The organism is Intrasporangium sp. (assembly GCF_032907665.1).
Lineage (GTDB): Bacteria > Actinomycetota > Actinomycetes > Actinomycetales > Dermatophilaceae > Intrasporangium.
In genome coordinates, this window is the sequence record NZ_JAJJPG010000004.1 from 57952 (window position 1) to 78573 (window position 20622).

Sequence of the window (20622 nt, forward strand, 5' to 3'; positions counted from 1 at the left end):
GTTGGTCGGGAAGGCGTGGCTACGACTAGCCTAGGCAGGTCCCGTGACCCACACGGGCGATCGTGCCCCCATCGGCGGGTGGCATCACGTTGAGTCGGGAGTGAGTACGCACCATGGTCTTGGGCATCGACAAGCTGCTCCGCGCGGGCGAGGGCAGGACCCTGAAGAAGCTCCAGGGCATCGCCGCGCAGGTCAACGCCCTCGAGGCCGACTTCGAGAAGCTGTCCGACGAGGAGCTGCGCGAGGAGACCCCGAACTTCCGCAAGCGGCTCGAGGCGGGGGAGAGCCTCGATGACCTCCTGCCAGAGGCCTTCGCCGCCGTCCGGGAGGCGAGCAAGCGCACCTTGGGCAAGCGTCACTTCGACGTGCAGATCATGGGCGGCGCAGCCCTCCACCTCGGAAACGTCGCGGAGATGAAGACCGGTGAGGGCAAGACGCTCGTCGCGACGCTCCCCTCCTACCTCAACGCCCTCACGGGCGAGGGCGTCCACATCATCACCGTCAACGACTTCCTCGCCGAGTACCAGTCCGAGCTGATGGGTCGCGTCCACCGCGCGCTCGGTGTGGAGACCGGCTGCATCCTCGCGTCGATGACGCCCGAGCAGCGCCGCGCCGAATACGCCAAGGACATCACCTACGGCACGAACAACGAGTTCGGTTTCGACTACCTCCGCGACAACATGGCGTGGGAGCCGTCCGAGCTCGTCCAGCGCGGCCATCACTACGCGATCGTCGACGAGGTGGACTCCATCCTCATCGACGAGGCCCGGACGCCGTTGATCATCTCCGGCCCTGCCGACATCGCGACGAAGTGGTACGTCGAGTTCGCCCGCATCGCCGCCCGCCTCAATCGCGGCGAGGACGGGCGCGGTGACTACGAGGTCGACGAGAAGAAGCGCACCGTCGGGGTCCTCGAGTCCGGAATCGCACGCGTCGAGGACCTGCTCGGCATCGACAACCTCTACGACACGGTCAACACGCCGCTCATCGGCTACCTCAACAACTCGATCAAGGCGAAGGAGCTGTTCAAGCGCGACAAGGACTACGTCGTCATGAACGGCGAGATCCTCATCGTCGACGAGCACACCGGCCGCATGCTCCCGGGGCGCCGCTACAACGAGGGGATGCACCAGGCGATCGAGGCGAAGGAGGGCGTCGAGATCAAGAACGAGAACCAGACGCTCGCCACGATCACCCTGCAGAACTACTTCCGGATGTACGACAAGCTCTCCGGGATGACCGGCACCGCCCAGACCGAGGCGGCCGAGCTCAACTCGATCTACAAGCTCGGCGTCATCCCGATCCCCACGAACATGCCGATGATCCGCAAGGACCAGGCCGACCTCGTCTACCGCACCGAGATCGCCAAGTTCAATGCCGTCGTCGATGACATCGTGGAGCGGCATGCAATGGGCCAACCCGTCCTCGTCGGCACGACCTCGGTCGAGAAGAGCGAGTACCTCTCGCAGCAGTTGAAGAAGAAGGGCGTCAAGCACGAGGTGCTCAACGCCAAGCAGCACGAGCGTGAGGCCGCGATCGTCGCCGAGGCCGGACGCAAGGGCGCCGTCACCGTCGCGACGAACATGGCGGGTCGCGGCACCGACATCATGCTCGGTGGCAACTCCGAGTTCCGTGCCGTCGCGGAGCTCAAGCGCCGCGGCCTCGACCCCGAGCAGACCCCGGAGGAGTACGAGGCAGCGTGGGACGAGGCCCTCGCCGACGCCGAGGCAGCCGTCGCGACCGAGCACGACGAGGTCACCGCATTGGGTGGTCTCTACGTCCTCGGCACCGAGCGTCACGAGTCCCGCCGCATCGACAACCAGCTGCGTGGACGCTCCGGCCGTCAGGGCGACCCCGGGGAGTCCCGGTTCTACCTCTCGCTGCAGGACGACCTCATGCGGCTGTTCAACGCGGCCCTCGTCGACCGCTTCATGGTGTCGGCCGGGATGGAGGACGACCAGCCGATCGAGTCGAAGATGGTCACGAACTCGATCCAGAAGGCCCAGGCGGCCGTCGAGGCGCAGAACTACGAGATCCGCAAGAACGTCCTCAAGTACGACGACGTGATGAACCGGCAGCGCCAGGTGATCTACGAAGAACGCCGGGCCGTGCTCGAGGGACGAGACCTCCACGAGCAGCTGCGGATGTTCGTCAACGACGTCGTCGGGGGTTACGTCGACGCGGCGACCGCCGAGGGCTTCGCGAACGACTGGGACCTCGAGCAGCTCTGGGAGGCCCTCAGGCAGGTCTACCCGGTCGGCATCACGATCGAGGAGCTCGAGGAGCTGGCCGGAGGCCGCGGGTCGATCACCGCCGAGCTTCTCCGCGAGCAGCTCATGTCGGACGCGCACCACGCCTACGACCAGCGGGAGGAGTCTCTCGGGTCCGACACCATGCGGGAGGTCGAGCGCCGTGTCGTGCTGTCGGTCCTGGACCGCAAGTGGCGCGAGCACCTCTACGAGATGGACTATCTGCAGGAGGGCATCGGCCTGCGTGCCATGGCCCAGCGAGACCCGCTCATCGAGTACCAGCGCGAGGGTTTCCAGCTCTTCGAGGCCATGATGGATGCCATCAAGGAGGAGTCCGTCTCGCACCTCTTCTCGGTCCAGGTCGAGGTGGCCCCCCAGGCGCCGCAGGTCGGTGCAGCGCCCGTGCCCGTCGGTGACCTCGTCGGTGGCGTGGCAGGTGCTGCTGCGGCCGATGCTCCGGCGCAGCGGCCTTCCTCCGGCGCGACCACCCCGGCTGCCCCGGCCGCGCCCTCCCGGGCGTCAGCGGCCGCTGACGTGAGTGGAGCGGCCAGGCGCGCCGGTGGCGTCAGGGTCTCGGGCGTGGATCTCGCAACGCCGGGCCAGCGACCGTCTGCTCTTCGCTACTCCGCTCCCGGCGAGGACGGCAGGGCGGTCGAGACGGGGCAGCAGCCCGTCGAGCGCAAGGCCGACCGTCGCGGCAAGAAGGTCAAGCGCCGGCGCCGCTGAAACGCGCTGTGGTGCGGCCCTCAGCCGATGGCGACCTGGGTCATCAGCCAGCGACCGTCGAGTCCCTCGAGTCGGAAGGCCAGGGCGCGAACTCTTCCGTGGGCGATGACCACGGCGCAGGCCTCGACAGTGCCGTCGGCGGGCTCGCAGAGCCGTATCCTTCGCACGACCGCGCGACGCCGGGCCCCGTTGCCGAGTCGGCGAGTTGACACGAGCGCTCGGCGGGCGAGAAGGGAATACACGGTCGGGCTCGTGTGCCTGATGAGCTGCGTCGCTGGTCGCTGTCCGGTGATGACCTCGACGACGGCTTGGGCGATCTTGGCGACGAAGGGCTCGGGCTCGGGCAGGTCGCTGGAACGCGTCGGCCGTCGTGCGAACTCGTCCTCGACAGCAGGGAAGAAGTCCAGCGCGAGGGCCTGTTGTGTGTAGGGGGCCGACTCGATGCTCCACGCGTCGTCAGCGCTGATCGGGCGGGGGGCGGTGTCGGGGATGCGGCGCACGCTGAAGGCCGTCGAGAGACGCGGCGCGACCTCCCCGCGGGACGAGTCCCGAGCAGAGTCAGCCGTCACCGGGTCACCTCCGAGGCCGGCACGCGAAGCTGCTGACCCGGCAGGATGAGGTCGGGGTTGCCGCCGATGACCTCCCGGTTGGCCTCGAACCACCGGGGCCACTCGCCGGCGATCTCCGCGTCAGTGGCACGAGGTCCAAGGTGGTCGGCGGCGATCGACCAGAGAGTGTCACCCCGCTGCACCGTGACGGTGTCGTTGGCTGTGCCCGTGGGGCGCAGCGTGCCGCCGAGGAGCCCGGTCTGGTCTGACTGCATCACCCGCGACGGCGCGTCGGGAAGCCACCCGGGAGCGGGGACCGGCGAGCCTGTCTCCTGCGCGGGGCGGTCCGGGCCGTCCGCGGTTCCGTGCGGGGCGGAGTCGGCGATCGCGGGTGCTGTGGGCACCGTGACGATGCCCACCAGGGAGCCGAGCGAGAGGGACAGGGCGCGGCGGAGGAGGTGCGGTGTCAGCCATCCAGCCGTTCGCGCCGCCGCCACTCCCACGGCGCCGGGCACCGCGCCGAGGAGGACGACCGCACAGCTGAGCGTGAGCCAGCCCGCGAGGCCCGTGGACACCCATGCGAGGGCGCCGCTCACGATGTCCTCCACGGCGGCCGGGCCATCCGTCGTCGCGCTGGGCCAGCCATGCGAGGCGAGGACTGCGAGACCGCAGGTCGCTGCACCGGCAGCCGTCGTTGCCGTCCCACTCGTCATCACACGTGTCGTGCCGCTGGGCCTCACGCCGGTCACCGTGCGAGCCGGTCCGAGCCGGCCATTGATCTCCCCTGAGCGTTGCATGGACTGCATTTAATGCTGTTTGCCTGCGTTTGACAACATCAGATGTCCAAAGCTGTGGATGGACTCCAGTAGGGTCACGGGACAGGACGCCGATGCGTGAGGACGCGAGACGGGAGATGGTGCGAGATGAGGTGGGAGCGGCTGTTCGAGGACCTGGAGTCGCGGTTCGACAGCGACTCGAGGCTCGAGACCGAGCTGGAAGTGGCCGACCGGACTCGCCGAGAGCGCGCCCTGATCGCCCTGCATGGCAGACTGCTCGCGAATGTCGGTCAGACGGAGGTGGCGGTCCGGCTCGCTGCGGGGGCGACCGCGGTGACGACGACGGGGACGATCAGTGACGTCGGCCCCGACTGGCTTCTCCTGGCCGAGACACCTCGACAGTCCGTGCTCGCAACGCTGGCCGCGGTGCGGGGGGTGGTGGGCCTCAGGCCGGGCGCCCAGGAGGCGAGCCTCGTCGGCAGACGGTTCACTCTCGGGGTGGCCCTTCGGGGCATCAGTCGTGACCGGGCTGGTGTGCACGTGTCGGATGTCGACGGCAGGGTGGTGACGGGCACCATCGATGCCGTGGGGTCGGATCACATCGACCTGGCAGAGCACGCACTCGACGAGCCACGTCGAGGCCGCCATGTCGTGCGCAGACACGTCGTCCCCTTCAGCGCGATCAGCTCCGTCCGCCGGAGGTGACCACAGGGCCAGAGGTGTCCGGGCGGACGGTCACTCCTCTCCCGCGCCTCCGAAGGGGTGGGCCTGCACGAAGGAGCGAGTCTCTGCGTACATCCGCTGGATGTAGTTCTCCAGCTCCGTGACCTCGACTCGCCACTGACCGCGGCCGCCGATCTTGATTGCGGGCAGCTCGCCTGAGCGCACGAGCGCGTAGGCCTGCGCCGAGGAGATGTTCAGGATCTCCGACACCTCCGCCAGCTGGAGAAACCTCTGGGCCACGATCGCTCCTTCACTTCGTTGCCGAGTCCGGCGGGCGTCCACCCGCGAAACGTCGTCGAGCAACTCATACCCCGGCCGGCCCACCCGTGCACAATCGCACGGCGGCGCAGGCAGTCCTATGGTAAGGAACGGCGGATCCGGTTGATTCGGGTATCCACAGTTGATCTCCTCCAGAGGCGGTTTGCCGCCGAATGCGGCAGTATGTCCCGCGACGTGGCCGAGAGGGCCGTTCCCGCCGTTTCCGTCAGGGGGCTGTACACGGATGAGTGACCTTGCCGCGCCGACCGCGAAGCGCCTGCAGCGGCCTTCATGGAAGGACCATCGACTGCTCCTGGGCGTCATCCTCGTCCTCGTGGCCGGGACGCTCGGTGCGCGGCTGGTCGCGAGTGCCGACGATCGGACGCCGTACTACGTCGCGGCGGTCAACCTCGTCGCCGGTGAGCGGGTGACGGCAGACTCCTTCAAGCGAGCCGATGTCGCGCTCGCTGACGGAGTAGGCCGCTACGTCTCCGCTGACGCGCCGGTGCCGGACGGAAAGGTGCTGCTCAGGGACATCAGGGCCGGTGAGCTCGTCCCGGCCTCGGCGCTCGGCGCGCCCGGGACCGTCGACCTGCAGCGGGTCACCGTGCGTGCGGATGCCGTGTCGACCGCTGGACTCCAGCGCGGGCATCGAGTGGACGTCTACGTCACGCCCGATACGGCACACAGGGCCGTGGGCGACGAGAAGCCGCCGCAGACGAGCCGGCTGCTCTCGGAGGTCGCGGTCGTCGACGTGCTGCCGGTCGAGGGCGGTTTCGGTGCGGCCGCGATGACCTCGGTGCAGCTCCACGTGCCGGCGGACCGGGTGAGGACTGTCGTGGAGGCGGTTGACCAGGGGGCCAAGCTCACCCTTGTCCCGGTCACGGGACCTCGCACGGGTGCGGAGACGCATGACTGATGTCATCACCGGCCTCGGGCCGGAGTGGGAGTCCCTCGTCGCCATGACGCTCGAGTCAGCGTCGGGCCTCACCGTCATTCGCCGGTGCGCCGACGTCGCCGAGCTGCTGTCCGTAGCCGAGGCGGGGCTGGGGGAATGCGCCGTCGTGAGCGAGGATCTGCGAGGCCTCGACCTGTCCGTCGTCCGCCGGCTGAGCCAGTGCGGCGTGCTCGTCGTCGGCCTCTACCCGGCGGGGGGCGAGGCCGCCGAGCGACGGCTGCGACAGCTCGGCATCACCGCGGTCCTTGCGGCCGACGCCGATGCCGATGCCTTCGGCGTCGCCGTTCGCGACGGGGTCGCGCGCGACACCGGTGGAGGGGGGATCGCCGCGAGGTGGCGCGGGTCGGGGCCGTCAGGCCAGCAGGGCCAGGACCGGCCTGTGGACGTTCCCGACCATCCCCCTGCTGAAGCGTTCGACGGCGGGCCGGTGCCGGACGACACCGACGTGGCAGGAGCGCCGCACCCCTTGTCAGCCGATCCGAGGACGACGGCGGCGCCGTCCGATGACGGTTGGCAGCCCCGGGGTGCCGAGGTCAGCGCCGGCCGTGGCCCAGGACTCGACCCTGATGCTGGGGCGACCCACGCGACCGTCGTGGCGGTCTGGGGCCCCCACGGCGCACCAGGGCGCACGACGACAGCGATCAACGTCGCGGCGGAGCTGGCGTCACGTGGCCAGCAGGTCCTCCTCGTGGACGCGGACACCTACGGCGGTTGCGTGGCTCAGGCCCTCGGTCTCCTCGACGAGGCTCCTGGCATCGCTGCCGCCTGTCGCGCCGCAGACCAGGGGGCGCTGGACCTGCCTTTCCTCGCACGTCTGGCGCCCTTCGCGATGCCCGGCCTTCGGGTGCTCACGGGACTGCCGAAGGCGGAGCGATGGCCGGAGCTCCGGGGTGCCGCTCTCGAGCGGGTGCTGGACCTGGGGCGCCAGCTCGCATCGGTCGTCGTCGTCGACTGCGCCTTCTGCCTCGAGGACGACGAAGAGCTGAGCTACGACACGACGGCGCCTCGGCGCAATGAGGCCACCCTCACGACCCTTGCTCGCGCCGACACGGTGCTCGCTGTCGGCGGCGCCGACCCGGTTGCGCTCCAGCGCTTCGTGCGGGCGCTCCAGGAGCTTGGCTCGGTGCCTTCGCCGCCACCCGTCCCGGTCGTCAACCGGGTCCGCAGCAGTGCCGTCGGCGCGCGGCCGGAGGACCGGATCGCCGAGTCGCTGCGACGCTTTGCCGGGCTGGATGGCCTGCATTTCGTGCCGCACGACGGTGCCGTCGTCGACGCCGCCCTGCTCGCTGGTCGATCGGTCGTCGAACACGCGCCGGAGTCCTCGCTGCGCGCGTCCTATGCCGCGCTGGCCACGGAGGTGGCGCCGTGGACGGGCACCCGGGCCGGGATGGGCCGCCGGCGGCGCCGACGACGTTTCGGAGCGGTGGGCTGAGCCGGCGCTCGACGTGCCGCCCGGGGAGGCTCATGGCTCGAAGAGGATGGTCAGTCCGGCGAACGTGTAACCGAGCATGACGACCATGAGGGGGACCTGACCCACGACGGCCGATCGTCGGTCGAGCACCGTCACGGCCCGCTCGTGGACGGCCAGCACGCCGAGGAGGTGCCCGGTGACGATGCTGACCGCCTGGATCGTGGCCACCAGGGTGGCCTGGACGAGGGCGTCGCCCGGGGTGATCCCCGCGGTGCCGAGAAGATCCGCTCCCGTCCCGAGGGGGTCGCTGAGCAGCGCCAGGCCCACCGGCGCCTGATAGACGAACAGCGACCAGTAGTGCGCGATGACGTAGCCGCCAGCGATGGGGATGAGGGATGGGGCGATGTCGGAGACGAAGGCGACCGAGTCACGAATCCCTCTGCCGGACAGTGTCGTCGACACTGCCGCTGCGATCCAGAGGGTGCCGGCGACGGCGCCGAAGAAGGCGATCAGCGTTGCCGTCTTGAGCACCGATGCCGGGACGGTCGAGGTCTGCACGAAGGTTGCCCACGAGAGGTTGGCCGAGAACCCGTCGTAGGCCGTGCTCCCCAGCATCACCGAGACGGTCGCGACGAGGCCGCGCTCCCCACGGAGCTCGTTGACCCCGTGTAGTGGGGTCCGCAGCACCCACTGCCCGTCGTCGCGTCGCCCGAGCGGCGAGAGGGAGCCCAAGAGGCGGGACCATGCCTCGAACGGGTCGGCGCGCTCGAACCAGGCCCGTCCGAACAGGCCGGCCCCCAGGACGGATACGACGAGATAGCCGACGACGAGGAGCCGGAGGAAGGGCAGGCTGGTGTTGTCCGAGGCGACCAGCTCGACCCAGGTGAACAGACCCAGCCCCGCCGCGGCCGGCCACCAGCCCGCGCGGTACGGGAGTACGGCGAGGTCTGGCGAGACCCGGGCCAGCCGGAGCAGGCCCGTGTGCAGCTGACGCAGCGGGTTGATGACCCGCCAGATGGGGCCGAACACCATCGACGCGAAGGCGAGTCCGACCCAGAGCCACACGTAGATGACGTGTGGCACCGGGTTCCGCGCGCTGTCCGGTCCCGCCAGGAGGGCCACGAGTGTCCAGAGGGTCAGCGCCACCGCCGCCGCCCGGGCCACGCGCCGGAGCCACGGGGAGTCGAGGACGGCCGCGAGCGGCGCTGGGAGGACGATGCCCTGCGACCTCCCCAATCGCGGCACTCGCCAGAGCAGGCCGATCGCCAGGAAGGAGATGACGAGGGCGGCCAGGGCGCTCGCCACGAGCGCCCCGAAGGGCAGGGGCAGGTCGGCCCGGCTGCCCACACCGTGGGTCGGCAAGGCGACCAGCACCACGTCGTATGCCGCTGGGCTCACGAGCGCTGCCCCTAACGAACCGCGATGGTCAGGAGCGTCAGGGCGGGGTCGTGGGTCTCGACCTCGAACACCCCCGACTCCGTGCCGACGAGTCGCACCGTCGACGGGACACCGGCCCTGAGGTCGGCCTCGGCCCCGTCGAAACCGTGGGCGTGCAGCTCGTCGTCATGGTCGACCGTCACGGTGAGCTCGATCGCCTCGCCGATGCCGAGGTCGACCTGCGTCGGCGGTGGGGACACGGTCGTGCCGCTCACGGTGACGTCGATGTGCCGGACGACCGTCGCGCTGGCTGCGGAGCGCAGTGGAGGTGAGTCGCTCGACCCGCAGGCGGCGACACCGGAGAGCGCGACAAGGCAGGCGGCATACGGCAGGACACGAGTCACACGCATGGAGCGGATCCTATGTGCACCGGTCTGGCAGAGTGAGAGCATGTCGGACCGGCTGACTTCCCTCGACGCGTCCTTCCTGTATCTCGAGGAGCCGACGACCGCCATGCATGTGGGGTCGGTCATGGTCTTCCAGCCGCCGGGTGATGGCTTCGACCACGACAAGCTCGTCCGCATCATCGAGAACCGGATCGGCGCGATCCCGAGGTTCAGACAGAAGGTCCGCGACGTCCCCGGACGAATCGCCAACCCCGTGTGGGTCGACGACGAGGCCTTCGACATGAGCTACCACGTGCGCCGGACGGGGCTGCCCCGACCGGGCACCGACGAGCAGCTCCAGGACTTCGTCGCGCGGGTCCAGCCTCGCCGGCTGGACCGCACGAGGCCGCTGTGGGAGGTGTACTACGTCGAGGGGCTCACGGGGGGACGGTTCGCCATCGTCACCAAGACACACCACGCTCTGATCGACGGCGTCAACGCGCTGGACATCGCGCACGTCATCGTCGACTCGGCGCGCGGAGACGGCCTCGGGGCGTCCCAACGGTGGGAGCCGAGGGCGTCACCCTCCTCCGTGGAGCTGGTCGCCGGCGCCGTCGTCGATGCGGTGCGCCGCCCCAGGCAGGTCCTCGATCTCGTCCGCGGTGGCCTCAACGATGCGCTCAACGTCGGTCTCAAGGCCGTCGAGTCGGCAGGGGCCGTCGTCTCGGCAGTGGCCCGGACGGCTGCCCGGCCTGCTCCGACGTCCCCGCTGAACGCCGAGGTCGGGTCCGCCCGCCGGTGGATCATGGTCGCAACCGACCTCGAGGACTACCGCGCCGTGCGCAAGCGGCTCGCCAAGGGCGCCTACGCCGAGGACGTGACGATCAATGACGTCGTGCTCGCGACGATCGCCGGCGGCTTCCGCGCCTGGTTGCTCGCCCGAGGTGAGCCAGTGCACGGCGGGAGTGTCGTGCGCGCCATGGTGCCGGTGAGCGTGTATGGCGACGACCCCGCAGGCATGTACGCCAACCAGGTCATGGCATGTGTGGTGAGTCTGCCCGTGGGGGAGCCCGGGGCGTCGATGCGCCTGCATCAGATCGCCTTTGCGATGCGGCAGCAGATGGAGGGCGGGCAGGCCGTGGGGGCGACCGCTCTCGCCAACCTCGCGGGCTTCGCACCACCGACTCTCCACGCCCTCGGGGCCCGGCTCGGCTCCGCGATGTCTCGCCGGCTCTTCAACGTGATGATCACGAACGTGCCCGGCCCGCAGACACCGCTCTATGCCGGGGATGCCGAGATGCTCTCGACCTACCCGGTGACTCCGCTGGCGCGCGGCCAGGCTCTGTCGATCGGGATCACGTCCTACAACGGCGGCGTGTACTACGGACTCAATGCCGACCGTGACGCCATGCCCGATGTCGACGAGCTCGGGCAGTCGATCGTCGAGTCGCTGGCAGAGCTGAGGAGCGGGAGGGAGTCGTGATGCCCGTCGTTCGCATCTACGTGCCGATCGGCCGCCGTGAGCTGGAGGACCTCGCCGGCCAAGGTCTGCTCGACGCGGCCCCGACGAGTCCCCGCCACGCCTTCGCTGTGACCGACGTGCTGCGGTCACAGGCGGCCGGACTCGACGTCGAGGAGCTCGAGTACTCCGCCTTCTCCGACGCCGTGGGCGCCTCCGCTGGTGTCCGCTCGTCGCCGGAGGACCGGCGCATCGTGGCTGCGGCTGATGCCGACCCGACCTGGGTGGTCGCGCGGGAGGGCGGTCCCGCCAGCTCGGTCGACCTCGTGGCTCCCGTCCCCCTCAGTCGCATCGCCTCGTTCCACGTGGACGAGGGTGCGGGGGAGATGGCCGGGGGAGACGCCGATGACCTGCTCTGGTACGACGTCACGGAGCTCGACGAGGTCCGCACCCTGTTCCCCTGATGCGAGAAAACCCCTTGTCACCGCCGAACGTTCGTGCTTTTATCTAGTTCGTGAGCAAAGGCGAGCAGACGAAGGCGGCGATCCTCGACGAGGCCAGCGACCTCGCGTCGCGCCTCGGACTCGGTGGCCTCACCATCGGCACGCTCGCGACGGCCACGCGGCTGTCCAAGAGCGGGCTCTACGCCCACTTCGCATCGAAGGAGTCTCTTCAGGTCGAGGTGCTCCAGTATGCCCGGGACCTGTTCACCGACCATGTCATGCGACCGACCGTCAAGGCCCCCCGCGGTGAGCCCCGCTTCCGGGCCTTCTTCGACAACTGGCTCGCCTGGCAGTCCAACCGCTTCGCCGGAGGTTGCATCTTCGTCGATGCGGCCAGCGAGTTCGACGACCGAGAGGGGCCCGTCCGGGACGAGCTCGTGCGGGCGGAGCGCGACAAGCTCGAGTCGGTCGCCCTGGTGATCTCGACGGCCATCTCGGAAGGCCACTTCCGTGCCGATGTCGACCCCCAGCAGGTCGCCTACGAGCTGGAGGGCATCCTCCTGGCCCACCATCACGCCCGTCGACTCATGCGCGATCCCCGCGCGGACGAGCTCGCTCGGCGCGCCTTCGAGCGCCTTGTCGAGTCCTGCCGCGCGCACCCCGCCTGACCGGGCGGACCACCTCCACACCGGCCGTCCGCGATGGGCGGCCCTTCCGAAGGAAACTCACATGGCACACACCTCGGCTAAGAAAAGCACGATCGGTCGTTCGTTTATCCACAAGACCGCGACGGTGGGTTTTCGCGCGGCAGACTGGCTTGCACCGGGGCTCGCCTCGGCCTGGGCCTATCGGCTCTGGTTCGAGCTGCCGCCGCCTGCCCGCGTCACGCCCAGCGAGACCGGTGACATCCTCGAGCTGCTGGGGAGCCCGTTCGAGGTGACCCTGCGCGGTCGGAGGATCCGTGGCTGGAGCTGGGGTGCAGGACCGGTGGTCTACCTCGTCCACGGGTGGAGCGGGCACGCCGAGCAGCTCCAGCCCCTCGTCAAGCACCTGCTCGACCAAGATCTCCAGGTCGTCGCCTTCGACGGCCTGAGCCACGGGCACTCGGACCCGGGCGAGCATGGCGCGGGGTCGAGCGACGCAGTGGAGCTCGGCCGCTCCCTCGATGCCGTCGCGGCTCGATTCGGCCCCGCTCGCGCCGTCGTCGCCCACTCGATGGGGGCGCTGTCGGCGCTGCTCGCGCTTCGTGACGGGTGGGTCGCGACGGAGCGGCTGGTCCTCATCGCACCGGTCGAGGGGGTGCCGGACTTCGTGAAGCGGTTCCGGGCCCAGCTTCGTTTCGGTCGACGGACGGAGCGGCGACTCCTTGCTCGTGCCGAGGGTCGCACCGGCTACGCAGTCGCCGATCTCGACGTCGCCCGCCTGGGGCGGCAGCTCGACCCGCGGCCGGAGCTCCTCGTCATCCACGACCTCGACGACCGGGAGACGGCCCACGCGCCCTCCGCACGACTCGTGGCGGGATGGCCCGGTGCGGAGCTGTACTCGACGGCCGGGCTGGGACACCGCCGGATCATCGCCGATGCCGCTGTGGGCGGCACCGTGGCCCGGTTCGCCGCCCGGCTCCCGGTCGAGCCATCCCTCCACGGGGGAGACGTGCCGCAGCCGTTGCCCCAGTTCGAGCAGCGGCGGAGCAGCGTGGCCTGACTCCCCGGCCGGGACGGCAGTCCAGCCCGTGAGCGGTCGGGCGCCACCGCCGGGTCCACCTTGTTACCGTGCGGCATGGACTTCACCGCTGACGAGTACGCCCGCCGCGACGTCGACCGCCTTCGCGAGGTGCTCGTCGGCCCGCCGGTCACGTGGACCTTCCTGGGCGACAGCATCACGCAGGGCGTGACCCACACCCACGGGTGGCGCAACTTCGTGGAGCTCTTCGCCGAGCGCGTCCGCGGTGAGCTCGGACGACGCGGCGATGCAGTCATCAACTCCGGGGTGGCGGGCAGCACGGCCAACGATCTGCTCAGTGAGTTCCACTGGCGCGCAGGGCGATTTGCACCTGATGTCCTGGCTGTCATGTTCGGCACCAACGACATGCTCGACTCCGAGGAAGGCGTTCGCGGCTTCCGGTTCCGGCTCGACCAGATCGTCCAGCAGAGCAGGGACGTCGGCGCCACCGTCATCCTGCAGACACCGCCGCCCGTGCGTGCCGACGGTCCCCGCACGCCCGAGGTGCTGGCGCACTACGCGCAGACCGTTCGGGACGTGGCGGAGGCGCGAGGGGTCGTCCTCGTCGACCACGCCGCTGCCTGGGCCCAGGCGGCCCTGGAGGCCGGTGAGGAGATCGCGCCCCGGGGCTGGTTGGACGACTCCTTCCACCCCGGAGCGCAAGGGCACCAGGTCATGGCGCGCACTTTGCTCGAGGCGCTCGGGCTCGACGACCCGGCCAGTGCGGTCTTCTCCCTCGCCGATGGCGCCCACGCGGCCGCGCGGGTCTGAGACGCCCCCGCGCGGCGACCGGAGGCACCGCGGTCTCCACTGAGCGGCATACGGCATGGTGGTGGAGCCACGGGGTCAGGGTGCGATCAGGGTGCGATGGGGGACGACCTCCATGGCGGCGACCGGGCCAGGGCCCGCACACTGGACACATGAGCTACCCGTACCAGCCCGACCCCACCCGTGACGCCGTCGCCGTGAGCGACGACGAGCGCACCTGGGCGGTTCTCGGCCACATCTCGACCATCGTCGCCGCGGTCCTCTCCGTCGGCTGGCTCTCCTTCCTCGGCCCGCTCGCCATCTGGGCGATCTACAAGGACAAGAGCGCCTTCGTGCGCCAGTCCGCCGCCGGCGCCTTCAACTTCAACCTGGTGATCTGGGCCATCACCATCGTCGGCTGGATCTTCTTCATCACGCTGATCGGCATCCCGATCGCCATCATCCTGTGGATCGTCGCGTTCGCCGCGAGCGTCTACTGCCACGTGCGGGGCGCGGTCCTCGCAAGCCGCGGCGAGCTGTACCGCTACCCGTGGGGCCTGCCGGTCCTGCGCTGAGCACCTCTGCTGCTCCGTCCCGCGGAGGCGTGGAACGATGGGGTGGCCGCCCACGAGGCGGCCATCCCAGCGCCGTTGCGACGGCGCCCACGCACAAGAGCAGGAGACCTGATGGACGCTGTGACACACGTGCCAGCACCGGTGAACGAGCCGGTGCACGACTACGCGCCCGGTTCGCCCGAACGCGCCGCGCTCGAGGTCGCGCTGGCCGAGCTCGGGTCGACACAGGTCGAGCTGCCCCACGTGATCAACGGCGACCGGGTCACCGGCGCCGGCGAGGAGATCGCCGTCCGCCAGCCGCACGCCCACGCGAAGGTGCTCGGCACGCTGCACAACGCGACGACCGACGATGCCGCGAAGGCGGTGGCGGCCGCGAAGGCAGCTGCGCCGGGCTGGCGAGCGCTCTCGTTCGACGACCGAGCGGCGATCCTGCTCAAGGCGGCCGAGCTGCTCTCCGGGCCCTGGCGCGCGCGGCTCAATGCTGCCAGCATGCTCGGGCAGTCCAAGACGGCGTTCCAGGCAGAGATCGACGCCGCGTGCGAGCTCATCGACTTCTGGCGGATCAATGTGCACTTCGCGCGCCAGATCCTCGAGGGGCAGCCGCCGCTCAACGCCAAGGGCGTGTGGAACCGGTCGGACTACCGGTCCCTCGAGGGTTTCGTCTATGCGATCACGCCGTTCAACTTCACGTCCATCGCCGGCAACCTGCCCACAGCACCGGCCCTGATGGGCAACACCGTCATCTGGAAGCCGGCGGTGACCCAGCAGCTCGCGGCCACCCTGACGATGGAGCTGCTCGAGGAGGCGGGGCTGCCGCCGGGTGTCATCAACATGGTCACCGGCCACGGCGCGGAGGTCTCGAAGGTCGTGCTCACCGACGAGGACATGGCGGGCATCCACTTCACCGGCTCGACGCCGACGTTCAAGCATCTCTGGAAGGAGGTGGCGGCCAACCTCGACCGCTACCGCACCTACCCGCGCCTCGTCGGTGAGACCGGGGGCAAGGACTTCATCGTCGCCCACCCGACCGCCGACCCGGCGGTCCTGCGCACGGCGATGGTCCGCGGAGCCTTCGAGTACCAGGGCCAGAAGTGCTCGGCCGCCTCCCGCGCCTACGTGCCGGCGTCAGTGTGGAGGCAGGTCCGCGACGAGATGGTGGACCTGACGAACGGTCTGCAGCAGGGCGATGTGACCGACCTGTCGAACTTCATGGGTGCCGTCATCGACGACCGGGCCTTCGCCAAGCACCGTGACGCCATCGACCGCGCCCATGCGACCGACGGCGTCGACGTCATCGCAGGCGGCACCTACGACGACTCGGAGGGATACTTCATCCGCCCGACGATCCTCGAGATCTCGGACCCCACGGATGAGTCGTTCCGCACCGAGTACTTCGGGCCGATCCTGTCGGTGCACGTGTACGAGGACCGCGACTACGACCGGGTCCTCGACCAGATGGAGGGTTTCGCCCCCTACGGTCTCACGGGGTCGATCATCGCCCAGGACCGCCGTGCGATCGCCGACGCCACGGAGCGCCTGCGCTTCGCCGCCGGCAACTTCTACATCAACGACAAGCCGACGGGGGCGGTCGTCGGGCAACAGCCGTTCGGCGGTGGCCGGGCCTCGGGCACCAATGACAAGGCGGGCGCGGCCCAGAACCTGCTCCGGTGGACGAGTGTGCGTTCGATCAAGGAGACGTTCGTGCCGCCGGTCGACCACACCTACCCGCACATGCACTGAGGCAGGCCGCGACGGTCAGCGGCATACGACAGCCGCCGTATGCCGCTGGGCCGGCTCCTCGTGCGCGCGACCTCCCGCAGGTGGCTGGACAGGGGCGTCCGGTTGACCCGTCAGGTGCGCTCTGCGAGCCAGCGGCGACCGGACTCGTGCTCGCTGCGAAGCGCTCTGATGAAGGCGGGGGCGGCGGCCTTCTCGATCCGGCTGCCGAGGAGCGGGATGTGCGCCCTGAGGTCGCCGGCGATGGTCAGGTTGGTCCCTCCCTCCACGGGCTCCACTCGGACCGTCCCGCGCATCGCGACGGGGGCGCCCGCGGCCTCCACCGTGAGTGTCCCGTCCCTGGATCCATTGGCCGCGGGGCCGTACCACTCGTAGGTCTCGGTCACGGAGAGGCGTGCGCCGACGATCGACTTGACGAAGTCGGGCAGGCCGTCGGTCGACAGGTCACGCCTCGTCACGACGAGGGCGCCTGCGCCGTTCTGCCGCACGGCGACGTCGTGCTGAAGGGCCCCGGAGTCGGCGCACTTGCGCTCCTGGAACTCGGGGTTCGTCTTCATCGCGTAGACCACGTCCACGCTGGCGTGGTACGTGATCGTCTCGGTGATCCGCATGCTCACACGCTAGAGCACGGGACGCCGGGAACCGTCACGACCCGAGCCGTGCGCGCTCGCTGAGCCGGGCGAGCGCCGGCCCGGACCGCGCGAGCTCACGGGCGACGCGGGCCAGGTCCTTGCCTTCGGCAGCGGTGACCCGGTTGAGCAGCTCCTGGAGGCGCTCTCGGGCCTGCAGTCGCTCCGCCGGGTCGACCCGGCTGGGTCCTCGGGCCTCGACGACGAGGTTGCCGTCGAGCACGAGGTCGACTCTCGCCGCTTCGTCGGCGAGGGCCCTGGTCCGGGCCGAGCCGGCGTGGACGGTGGCCGTGAACGACTGGAGGGCGGCACCGACGACGTCGAGCTCACGGGCCAGCCGTTCGAGCAGCTGGCGCTCCCGAGCCGAGAGGTCGGGGTGGCTCCGGCGCCGGCCGCGCTCGGCGGCGTCGGTGAGGTCGACGACGAGATCCGCGAGCGTGAGGGCCTGCTGGCGTAAGGTCCCTCCCAACGCGGAGACGGAGCCCGGGTCGCCGAGTCCCGTCATGGGCGGTCCCTGCCGTGACGGGAGGGCGCGGGCAGTGTGGCGGTGTGCCCGGGCACGGGGTCCATCCTCGGCACCCAGGTCGGCGACACGTCGGTGCGGTCAGCGCGACCCCCGGCGACGAGCCGCTCCTCGATGGCCTCGGACAGGGCGCGGAGTGTGTCTGCGGCCTGCTCCACCCAGGTGTCCAGCTCGCGCTGGGTACCGATGTCGCCGACATCCGGCAGATGGGTGAGCAGGTCGTCGGCGAGGTCCCGTGTGACGCGCCGCGCACGAGTGAGGGCGCGCAGGCTGGCTCGGTCCGCCGCTCCACCGGTGGGGGCGGCATCCGTCCCGAAGCCAGTCATGGGCCCACTGTAGGGATATCCCGGGGTCGGGTGCTGGCGTTCTCCACCGGTCGGCGGGCCTGGTTCGGGACGGGCACCCGGCCGGGATAGGCTCACATCGTGAGATGCGCGCCACGACGGTGTGACGTGCACTGGCCCATGATGAGGAACAAGAGCATCGCATGTCTGCGCCCCTCGAACAGTCCCGGATCGATGTCCTCCAAGCGGCGGCTGAGGCCCTGAGGCCGACCCCCACCAAGGCCAGGGCGAGGGCCAAGGCGGCCCCCCGGCCCGGCGCGGACTCCTTCCTCAAGGCGTACTACCGCCTCGTCGCGACCGAGGACCTCATCGCTCGCGATCCCGCCGAGCTGGCGGCGATTGCCGTGGGGCACAGGGAGTTCGCCGCACTCCGGCCCAGCGGCACCTTCAACGTCCGCGTCGTCAACCAGGACGTCGACGCCAGCGGCAACGAGGTCTCCTACACGAGCGTCGACATCGTCGTCGACGACATGCCCTTCCTCGTCGACTCGGTGGTCGCGGCCCTCGGCGGATTCGACCGGGGCGTGCACATCATCTTCCACCCGCAGCTCAACGTCACCCGCACGGTGACGGGAGAACTCGTCGACGTCGTCACGGACCCGTCGACGCAGGTCCCCGATGACGTGGCACTGGTGCGTGAGTCGTGGATGCACCTCGAGATCGACCGCGTGCCCGGGACGTCCCTCGACGAGGTCGAGGGACGCCTGCGACTCGTGCTCGACAACGTCCGCGACGCGGTCGAGGACTGGCCGAAGATGCGGGCCCACGCCCTGACCATCGCAAGCGAGCTCAAGTCGGCGACGCCGCCCGGGACGAGTCCGCACGAGGCACGCGAAGCCGGTCGGTTCCTCGAGTGGCTCGCCCACAACAACTTCACCTTCCTGGGATATCGCGAGTACTCGCTCACTCGCGAGAACGGCAACGACATCTCGCGGCAGGTTCCCGGGACCGGGCTGGGACTGCTGCGCTACGACAGGCCCAAGGCCGGAACCGGACTCGTCCTCACGCCGGCCGCGAGCCGTGCGGCACGGGACTCCACGATCCTCATCATCACCAAGGCAAACTCACGGGCCACCGTCCACCGCGACGTGTACCTCGACTACATCTCGGTCAAGAAGTTCGACGCGCGTGGCGAGTGCGTCGGTGAGCAGCGGTTCCTCGGGCTCTACGCCTCACCCGCCTACTACGACACCATCCACGACATCCCCCTGCTCGACGTCCGCGCCCAGGAGGTGCTGCGCCTCACCGGGCTCACGGCCGAAAGCCACTCGGGCAAGGACATCCTCCAGATCCTGGAGACCTACCCACGCGACGAGCTCTTCCAGACGAGCGCAGCGCAGCTCGCCGACATCGCCACGAGCGTGCTGCACATCCAAGGGCGTCGCAAGACCAAGCTCTTCCTGCGCCGGGACGAGTTCGGACGGTTCATGTCCTGCCTCGTCTACCTTCCCCGCGATCGTTACAACACCACCGTCCGACTGAAGATCCAGGCCATCCTCGTCGAAGCGTTCGGCGGTCAGACGATCGACTACACGACCCGCGTGAGTGAGTCGACGCTGGCGCGACTCCACTTCGTCGTCCGGGTTCCCGCGGGTGTCGAGATCCCGGAGGTCGATCCGGAGGCGCTGGAGCAGCGCGTCATCGACGCCACCCGGACGTGGGAGGAGGACCTCGTCGAGGAACTCGGCCGGCGACGCGGTGCCGAAGGGGCAGCGCAGGCGATGGCCGCCTACGCCAAGGAGCTGCCCGAGGCCTACAAGGAGGACTTCGCCGTCGACATCGCCGCTGAGGACCTCGACCGGATCGAGGCGCTCGGCACGTCCCCGTCGGCAACCGGGCTCCACCTCTACCAAGACCCTCAGTCGAGCGACCCTGACGAGCGCCGCTTCAAGCTCTACCGGCGTGGCAGCATGTCCCTGACCCAGGTGCTGCCCCTCTTCACGCATCTCGGCGTCGAGGTCACCGACGAACGGCCTTATGAGCTCGTGGGGTCGGACGGTCGTGAGCTGCACATCTTCGACTTCGGTCTGCGTGCTCCCTCGAAGAACTGGGGTCACGGGTCAACGGCCGACCAGGTGAAGGCCCGCTTCGAGGAGGCGTTCCGGGCCGTCTGGGAGGGCGAGATCGAGTCCGACGGCTTCAACGCCCTCGTGCTCGACGCCGGCCTGACGTCGCGGCAGGTCGTCATCCTGCGCGCCGTCGCCAAGTACCTGCGCCAGACCGGCTCGACCTTCTCGCAGGACTACGTCGAGTCGACCCTCGTGGCCCACACGGGCATCGCCCGCAGTCTCGTCGAGCTCTTCGAGGTGCGCTTCGACCCTGATCTCTTCCCGGACACGGACGCCGGTAAGGACAAGCGCGCCGCGAAGGCAAAGCGGCTCGTCACCCGGATCCGGGAGGCCCTCGACGACGTGGCCAGCCTCGACCACGACAGGATCATCCGCGCCTTCCTCGGCGTCATCCTGGCCACGCTCCGCACGAACTTCTACCAGGTGACCGAGGGCGGCGCGCCGCAGCCGTACGTGTCGCTCAAGCTCGACCCGAAGAAGATCCCGACCCTGCCGGCGCCCCGTCCGATGTTCGAGATCTGGGTTTACAGCCCGCGCGTCGAAGGAGTGCACCTGCGGTTCGGCAAGGTCGCCCGAGGCGGACTGCGCTGGTCCGACCGTCGCGAGGACTTCCGGACCGAGATCCTCGGTCTGGTCAAGGCGCAGATGGTCAAGAATGCCGTCATCGTGCCGACAGGGTCCAAGGGAGGGTTCTACGCCAAGCAGCTGCCCGACCCCGGGATCGATCGGAGCGGCTGGCTCGAGGAGGGAGTCGCCGCCTACAAGATGTTCATCTCGGGCATGCTCGACATCACCGACAACCTCGTGTCCGGCGAGGTCGTGCACCCCGACCGCGTCGTGCGGCACGACGACGACGACACCTATCTCGTCGTGGCCGCCGACAAGGGGACGGCCAAGTTCTCCGACATCGCGAACACGATCTCGGCCGACTACGGCTTCTGGCTCGACGACGCCTTCGCCTC

Annotated in this window: 20 protein-coding genes; 12 read left to right on the top strand and 8 right to left on the bottom strand. The window is 69.7% G+C overall.

Annotated elements, in window-relative coordinates; all coding sequences use genetic code 11:
- The first annotated feature begins 113 nt into the window (after positions 1-113).
- Positions 114-2975, top strand: a complete 2862-nt coding sequence (secA, locus tag LOY02_RS01315; protein WP_317180508.1) for a preprotein translocase subunit SecA — start codon at positions 114-116, stop codon at positions 2973-2975.
- 20 nt (positions 2976-2995) lie between these two features.
- Here the strand turns inward: secA and LOY02_RS01320 are convergent, their stop codons facing one another.
- Both LOY02_RS01320 and LOY02_RS01325 read right to left on the bottom strand, forming a co-directional pair.
- Positions 2996-3544, bottom strand: coding sequence for an Rv3235 family protein (locus LOY02_RS01320; RefSeq protein WP_317180509.1), 549 nt, complete (start codon positions 3542-3544; stop codon positions 2996-2998).
- A complete protein-coding gene (locus LOY02_RS01325) occupies positions 3541-4329 on the bottom strand; it encodes a LysM peptidoglycan-binding domain-containing protein (RefSeq protein ID WP_317180510.1) in 789 nt (262 codons plus the stop codon). The genes LOY02_RS01320 and LOY02_RS01325 overlap by 4 nt, the downstream gene beginning before the upstream one ends.
- 117 nt (positions 4330-4446) lie before the next feature.
- On the opposite strand from LOY02_RS01325, the gene LOY02_RS01330 reads away from it, so the two are divergent.
- The gene (locus LOY02_RS01330; protein ID WP_317180511.1) at positions 4447-5004 is read left to right on the top strand and encodes a hypothetical protein; all 558 of its coding nucleotides are present in this window, start codon (positions 4447-4449) and stop codon (positions 5002-5004) included.
- A gap of 30 nt (positions 5005-5034) precedes the next feature.
- Here the strand turns inward: LOY02_RS01330 and LOY02_RS01335 are convergent, their stop codons facing one another.
- Positions 5035-5262, bottom strand: coding sequence for a helix-turn-helix domain-containing protein (locus LOY02_RS01335; protein ID WP_317180512.1), 228 nt, complete (start codon positions 5260-5262; stop codon positions 5035-5037).
- 262 nt (positions 5263-5524) lie between these two features.
- On the opposite strand from LOY02_RS01335, the gene LOY02_RS01340 reads away from it, so the two are divergent.
- Positions 5525-6199, top strand: a complete 675-nt coding sequence (locus LOY02_RS01340) for an SAF domain-containing protein (RefSeq protein WP_317180513.1) — start codon at positions 5525-5527, stop codon at positions 6197-6199.
- Entirely contained in the window at positions 6192-7670 is a 1479-nt protein-coding gene (locus LOY02_RS01345) for a ParA family protein (protein WP_317180514.1), read from the top strand. The genes LOY02_RS01340 and LOY02_RS01345 overlap by 8 nt, the downstream gene beginning before the upstream one ends.
- 30 nt (positions 7671-7700) lie before the next feature.
- Here the strand turns inward: LOY02_RS01345 and LOY02_RS01350 are convergent, their stop codons facing one another.
- A complete protein-coding gene (locus tag LOY02_RS01350) occupies positions 7701-9047 on the bottom strand; it encodes a hypothetical protein (protein ID WP_317180515.1) in 1347 nt (448 codons plus the stop codon).
- Positions 9048-9058: 11 nt separating this feature from the next.
- A complete protein-coding gene (locus LOY02_RS01355; RefSeq protein ID WP_317180516.1) occupies positions 9059-9436 on the bottom strand; it encodes a hypothetical protein in 378 nt (125 codons plus the stop codon).
- A 40-nt stretch (positions 9437-9476) separates the two neighbouring features.
- Here LOY02_RS01355 and LOY02_RS01360 point away from each other — a divergent pair, with 40 nt between their 5' ends.
- The 7 genes from LOY02_RS01360 to pruA all read left to right on the top strand — a co-directional run bounded on the left by LOY02_RS01360 (position 9477) and on the right by pruA (position 16098).
- The gene (locus LOY02_RS01360; RefSeq protein WP_317180517.1) at positions 9477-10895 is read left to right on the top strand and encodes a wax ester/triacylglycerol synthase family O-acyltransferase; all 1419 of its coding nucleotides are present in this window, start codon (positions 9477-9479) and stop codon (positions 10893-10895) included.
- Entirely contained in the window at positions 10895-11335 is a 441-nt protein-coding gene (locus LOY02_RS01365; protein WP_317180518.1) for a DUF6912 family protein, read from the top strand. The genes LOY02_RS01360 and LOY02_RS01365 overlap by 1 nt, the downstream gene beginning before the upstream one ends.
- A gap of 50 nt (positions 11336-11385) precedes the next feature.
- The gene (locus tag LOY02_RS01370; RefSeq protein WP_317180519.1) at positions 11386-11982 is read left to right on the top strand and encodes a TetR/AcrR family transcriptional regulator; all 597 of its coding nucleotides are present in this window, start codon (positions 11386-11388) and stop codon (positions 11980-11982) included.
- A 124-nt stretch (positions 11983-12106) separates the two neighbouring features.
- The gene (locus LOY02_RS01375) at positions 12107-13018 is read left to right on the top strand and encodes an alpha/beta fold hydrolase (RefSeq protein WP_317180520.1); all 912 of its coding nucleotides are present in this window, start codon (positions 12107-12109) and stop codon (positions 13016-13018) included.
- A gap of 75 nt (positions 13019-13093) precedes the next feature.
- A complete protein-coding gene (locus LOY02_RS01380) occupies positions 13094-13807 on the top strand; it encodes an SGNH/GDSL hydrolase family protein (RefSeq protein WP_317180521.1) in 714 nt (237 codons plus the stop codon).
- 149 nt (positions 13808-13956) lie between these two features.
- Positions 13957-14358 (top strand): DUF4870 domain-containing protein, encoded by a 402-nt coding sequence (locus LOY02_RS01385; protein WP_317180522.1) that lies wholly within the window; start codon positions 13957-13959, stop codon positions 14356-14358.
- A 111-nt stretch (positions 14359-14469) separates the two neighbouring features.
- A complete protein-coding gene (gene pruA, locus LOY02_RS01390; protein WP_317180523.1) occupies positions 14470-16098 on the top strand; it encodes an L-glutamate gamma-semialdehyde dehydrogenase in 1629 nt (542 codons plus the stop codon).
- Positions 16099-16208: 110 nt separating this feature from the next.
- On the opposite strand, the gene LOY02_RS01395 is transcribed toward pruA, so the two are convergent.
- The 3 genes from LOY02_RS01395 to LOY02_RS01405 are packed head-to-tail and all read right to left on the bottom strand — an operon-like array spanning position 16209 to position 17573.
- Positions 16209-16706: a DUF2505 domain-containing protein gene (locus LOY02_RS01395; protein ID WP_317180524.1), complete on the bottom strand. Its 498-nt coding sequence runs from the start codon at positions 16704-16706 to the stop codon at positions 16209-16211.
- Positions 16707-16740: 34 nt separating this feature from the next.
- A complete protein-coding gene (locus LOY02_RS01400; protein ID WP_317180525.1) occupies positions 16741-17229 on the bottom strand; it encodes a hypothetical protein in 489 nt (162 codons plus the stop codon).
- The gene (locus LOY02_RS01405; RefSeq protein WP_317180526.1) at positions 17226-17573 is read right to left on the bottom strand and encodes a hypothetical protein; all 348 of its coding nucleotides are present in this window, start codon (positions 17571-17573) and stop codon (positions 17226-17228) included. The genes LOY02_RS01400 and LOY02_RS01405 overlap by 4 nt, the downstream gene beginning before the upstream one ends.
- A gap of 161 nt (positions 17574-17734) precedes the next feature.
- On the opposite strand from LOY02_RS01405, the gene LOY02_RS01410 reads away from it, so the two are divergent.
- The coding region (locus LOY02_RS01410; protein ID WP_317180527.1) for an NAD-glutamate dehydrogenase domain-containing protein at positions 17735-20622 on the top strand (2888 nt) is incomplete at its 3' end.

What these genes read in the sequence shown, in the direction of transcription:
- secA (WP_317180508.1), top strand. Translation starts at nt 114, where the DNA reads ATGGTCTTGGGCATCGACAAGCTGCTCCGCGCGGGCGAGGGCAGGACC.
- LOY02_RS01325 (WP_317180510.1), bottom strand. Translation starts at nt 4,329, where the DNA reads ATGCAGTCCATGCAACGCTCAGGGGAGATCAATGGCCGGCTCGGACCG.
- LOY02_RS01330 (WP_317180511.1), top strand. Translation starts at nt 4,447, where the DNA reads ATGAGGTGGGAGCGGCTGTTCGAGGACCTGGAGTCGCGGTTCGACAGC.
- LOY02_RS01340 (WP_317180513.1), top strand. Translation starts at nt 5,525, where the DNA reads ATGAGTGACCTTGCCGCGCCGACCGCGAAGCGCCTGCAGCGGCCTTCA.
- LOY02_RS01345 (WP_317180514.1), top strand. Translation starts at nt 6,192, where the DNA reads ATGACTGATGTCATCACCGGCCTCGGGCCGGAGTGGGAGTCCCTCGTC.
- LOY02_RS01355 (WP_317180516.1), bottom strand. Translation starts at nt 9,436, where the DNA reads ATGCGTGTGACTCGTGTCCTGCCGTATGCCGCCTGCCTTGTCGCGCTC.
- LOY02_RS01360 (WP_317180517.1), top strand. Translation starts at nt 9,477, where the DNA reads ATGTCGGACCGGCTGACTTCCCTCGACGCGTCCTTCCTGTATCTCGAG.
- LOY02_RS01365 (WP_317180518.1), top strand. Translation starts at nt 10,895, where the DNA reads ATGCCCGTCGTTCGCATCTACGTGCCGATCGGCCGCCGTGAGCTGGAG.
- LOY02_RS01380 (WP_317180521.1), top strand. Translation starts at nt 13,094, where the DNA reads ATGGACTTCACCGCTGACGAGTACGCCCGCCGCGACGTCGACCGCCTT.
- LOY02_RS01385 (WP_317180522.1), top strand. Translation starts at nt 13,957, where the DNA reads ATGAGCTACCCGTACCAGCCCGACCCCACCCGTGACGCCGTCGCCGTG.
- pruA (WP_317180523.1), top strand. Translation starts at nt 14,470, where the DNA reads ATGGACGCTGTGACACACGTGCCAGCACCGGTGAACGAGCCGGTGCAC.
- LOY02_RS01395 (WP_317180524.1), bottom strand. Translation starts at nt 16,706, where the DNA reads ATGCGGATCACCGAGACGATCACGTACCACGCCAGCGTGGACGTGGTC.
- LOY02_RS01400 (WP_317180525.1), bottom strand. Translation starts at nt 17,229, where the DNA reads ATGACGGGACTCGGCGACCCGGGCTCCGTCTCCGCGTTGGGAGGGACC.
- LOY02_RS01405 (WP_317180526.1), bottom strand. Translation starts at nt 17,573, where the DNA reads ATGACTGGCTTCGGGACGGATGCCGCCCCCACCGGTGGAGCGGCGGAC.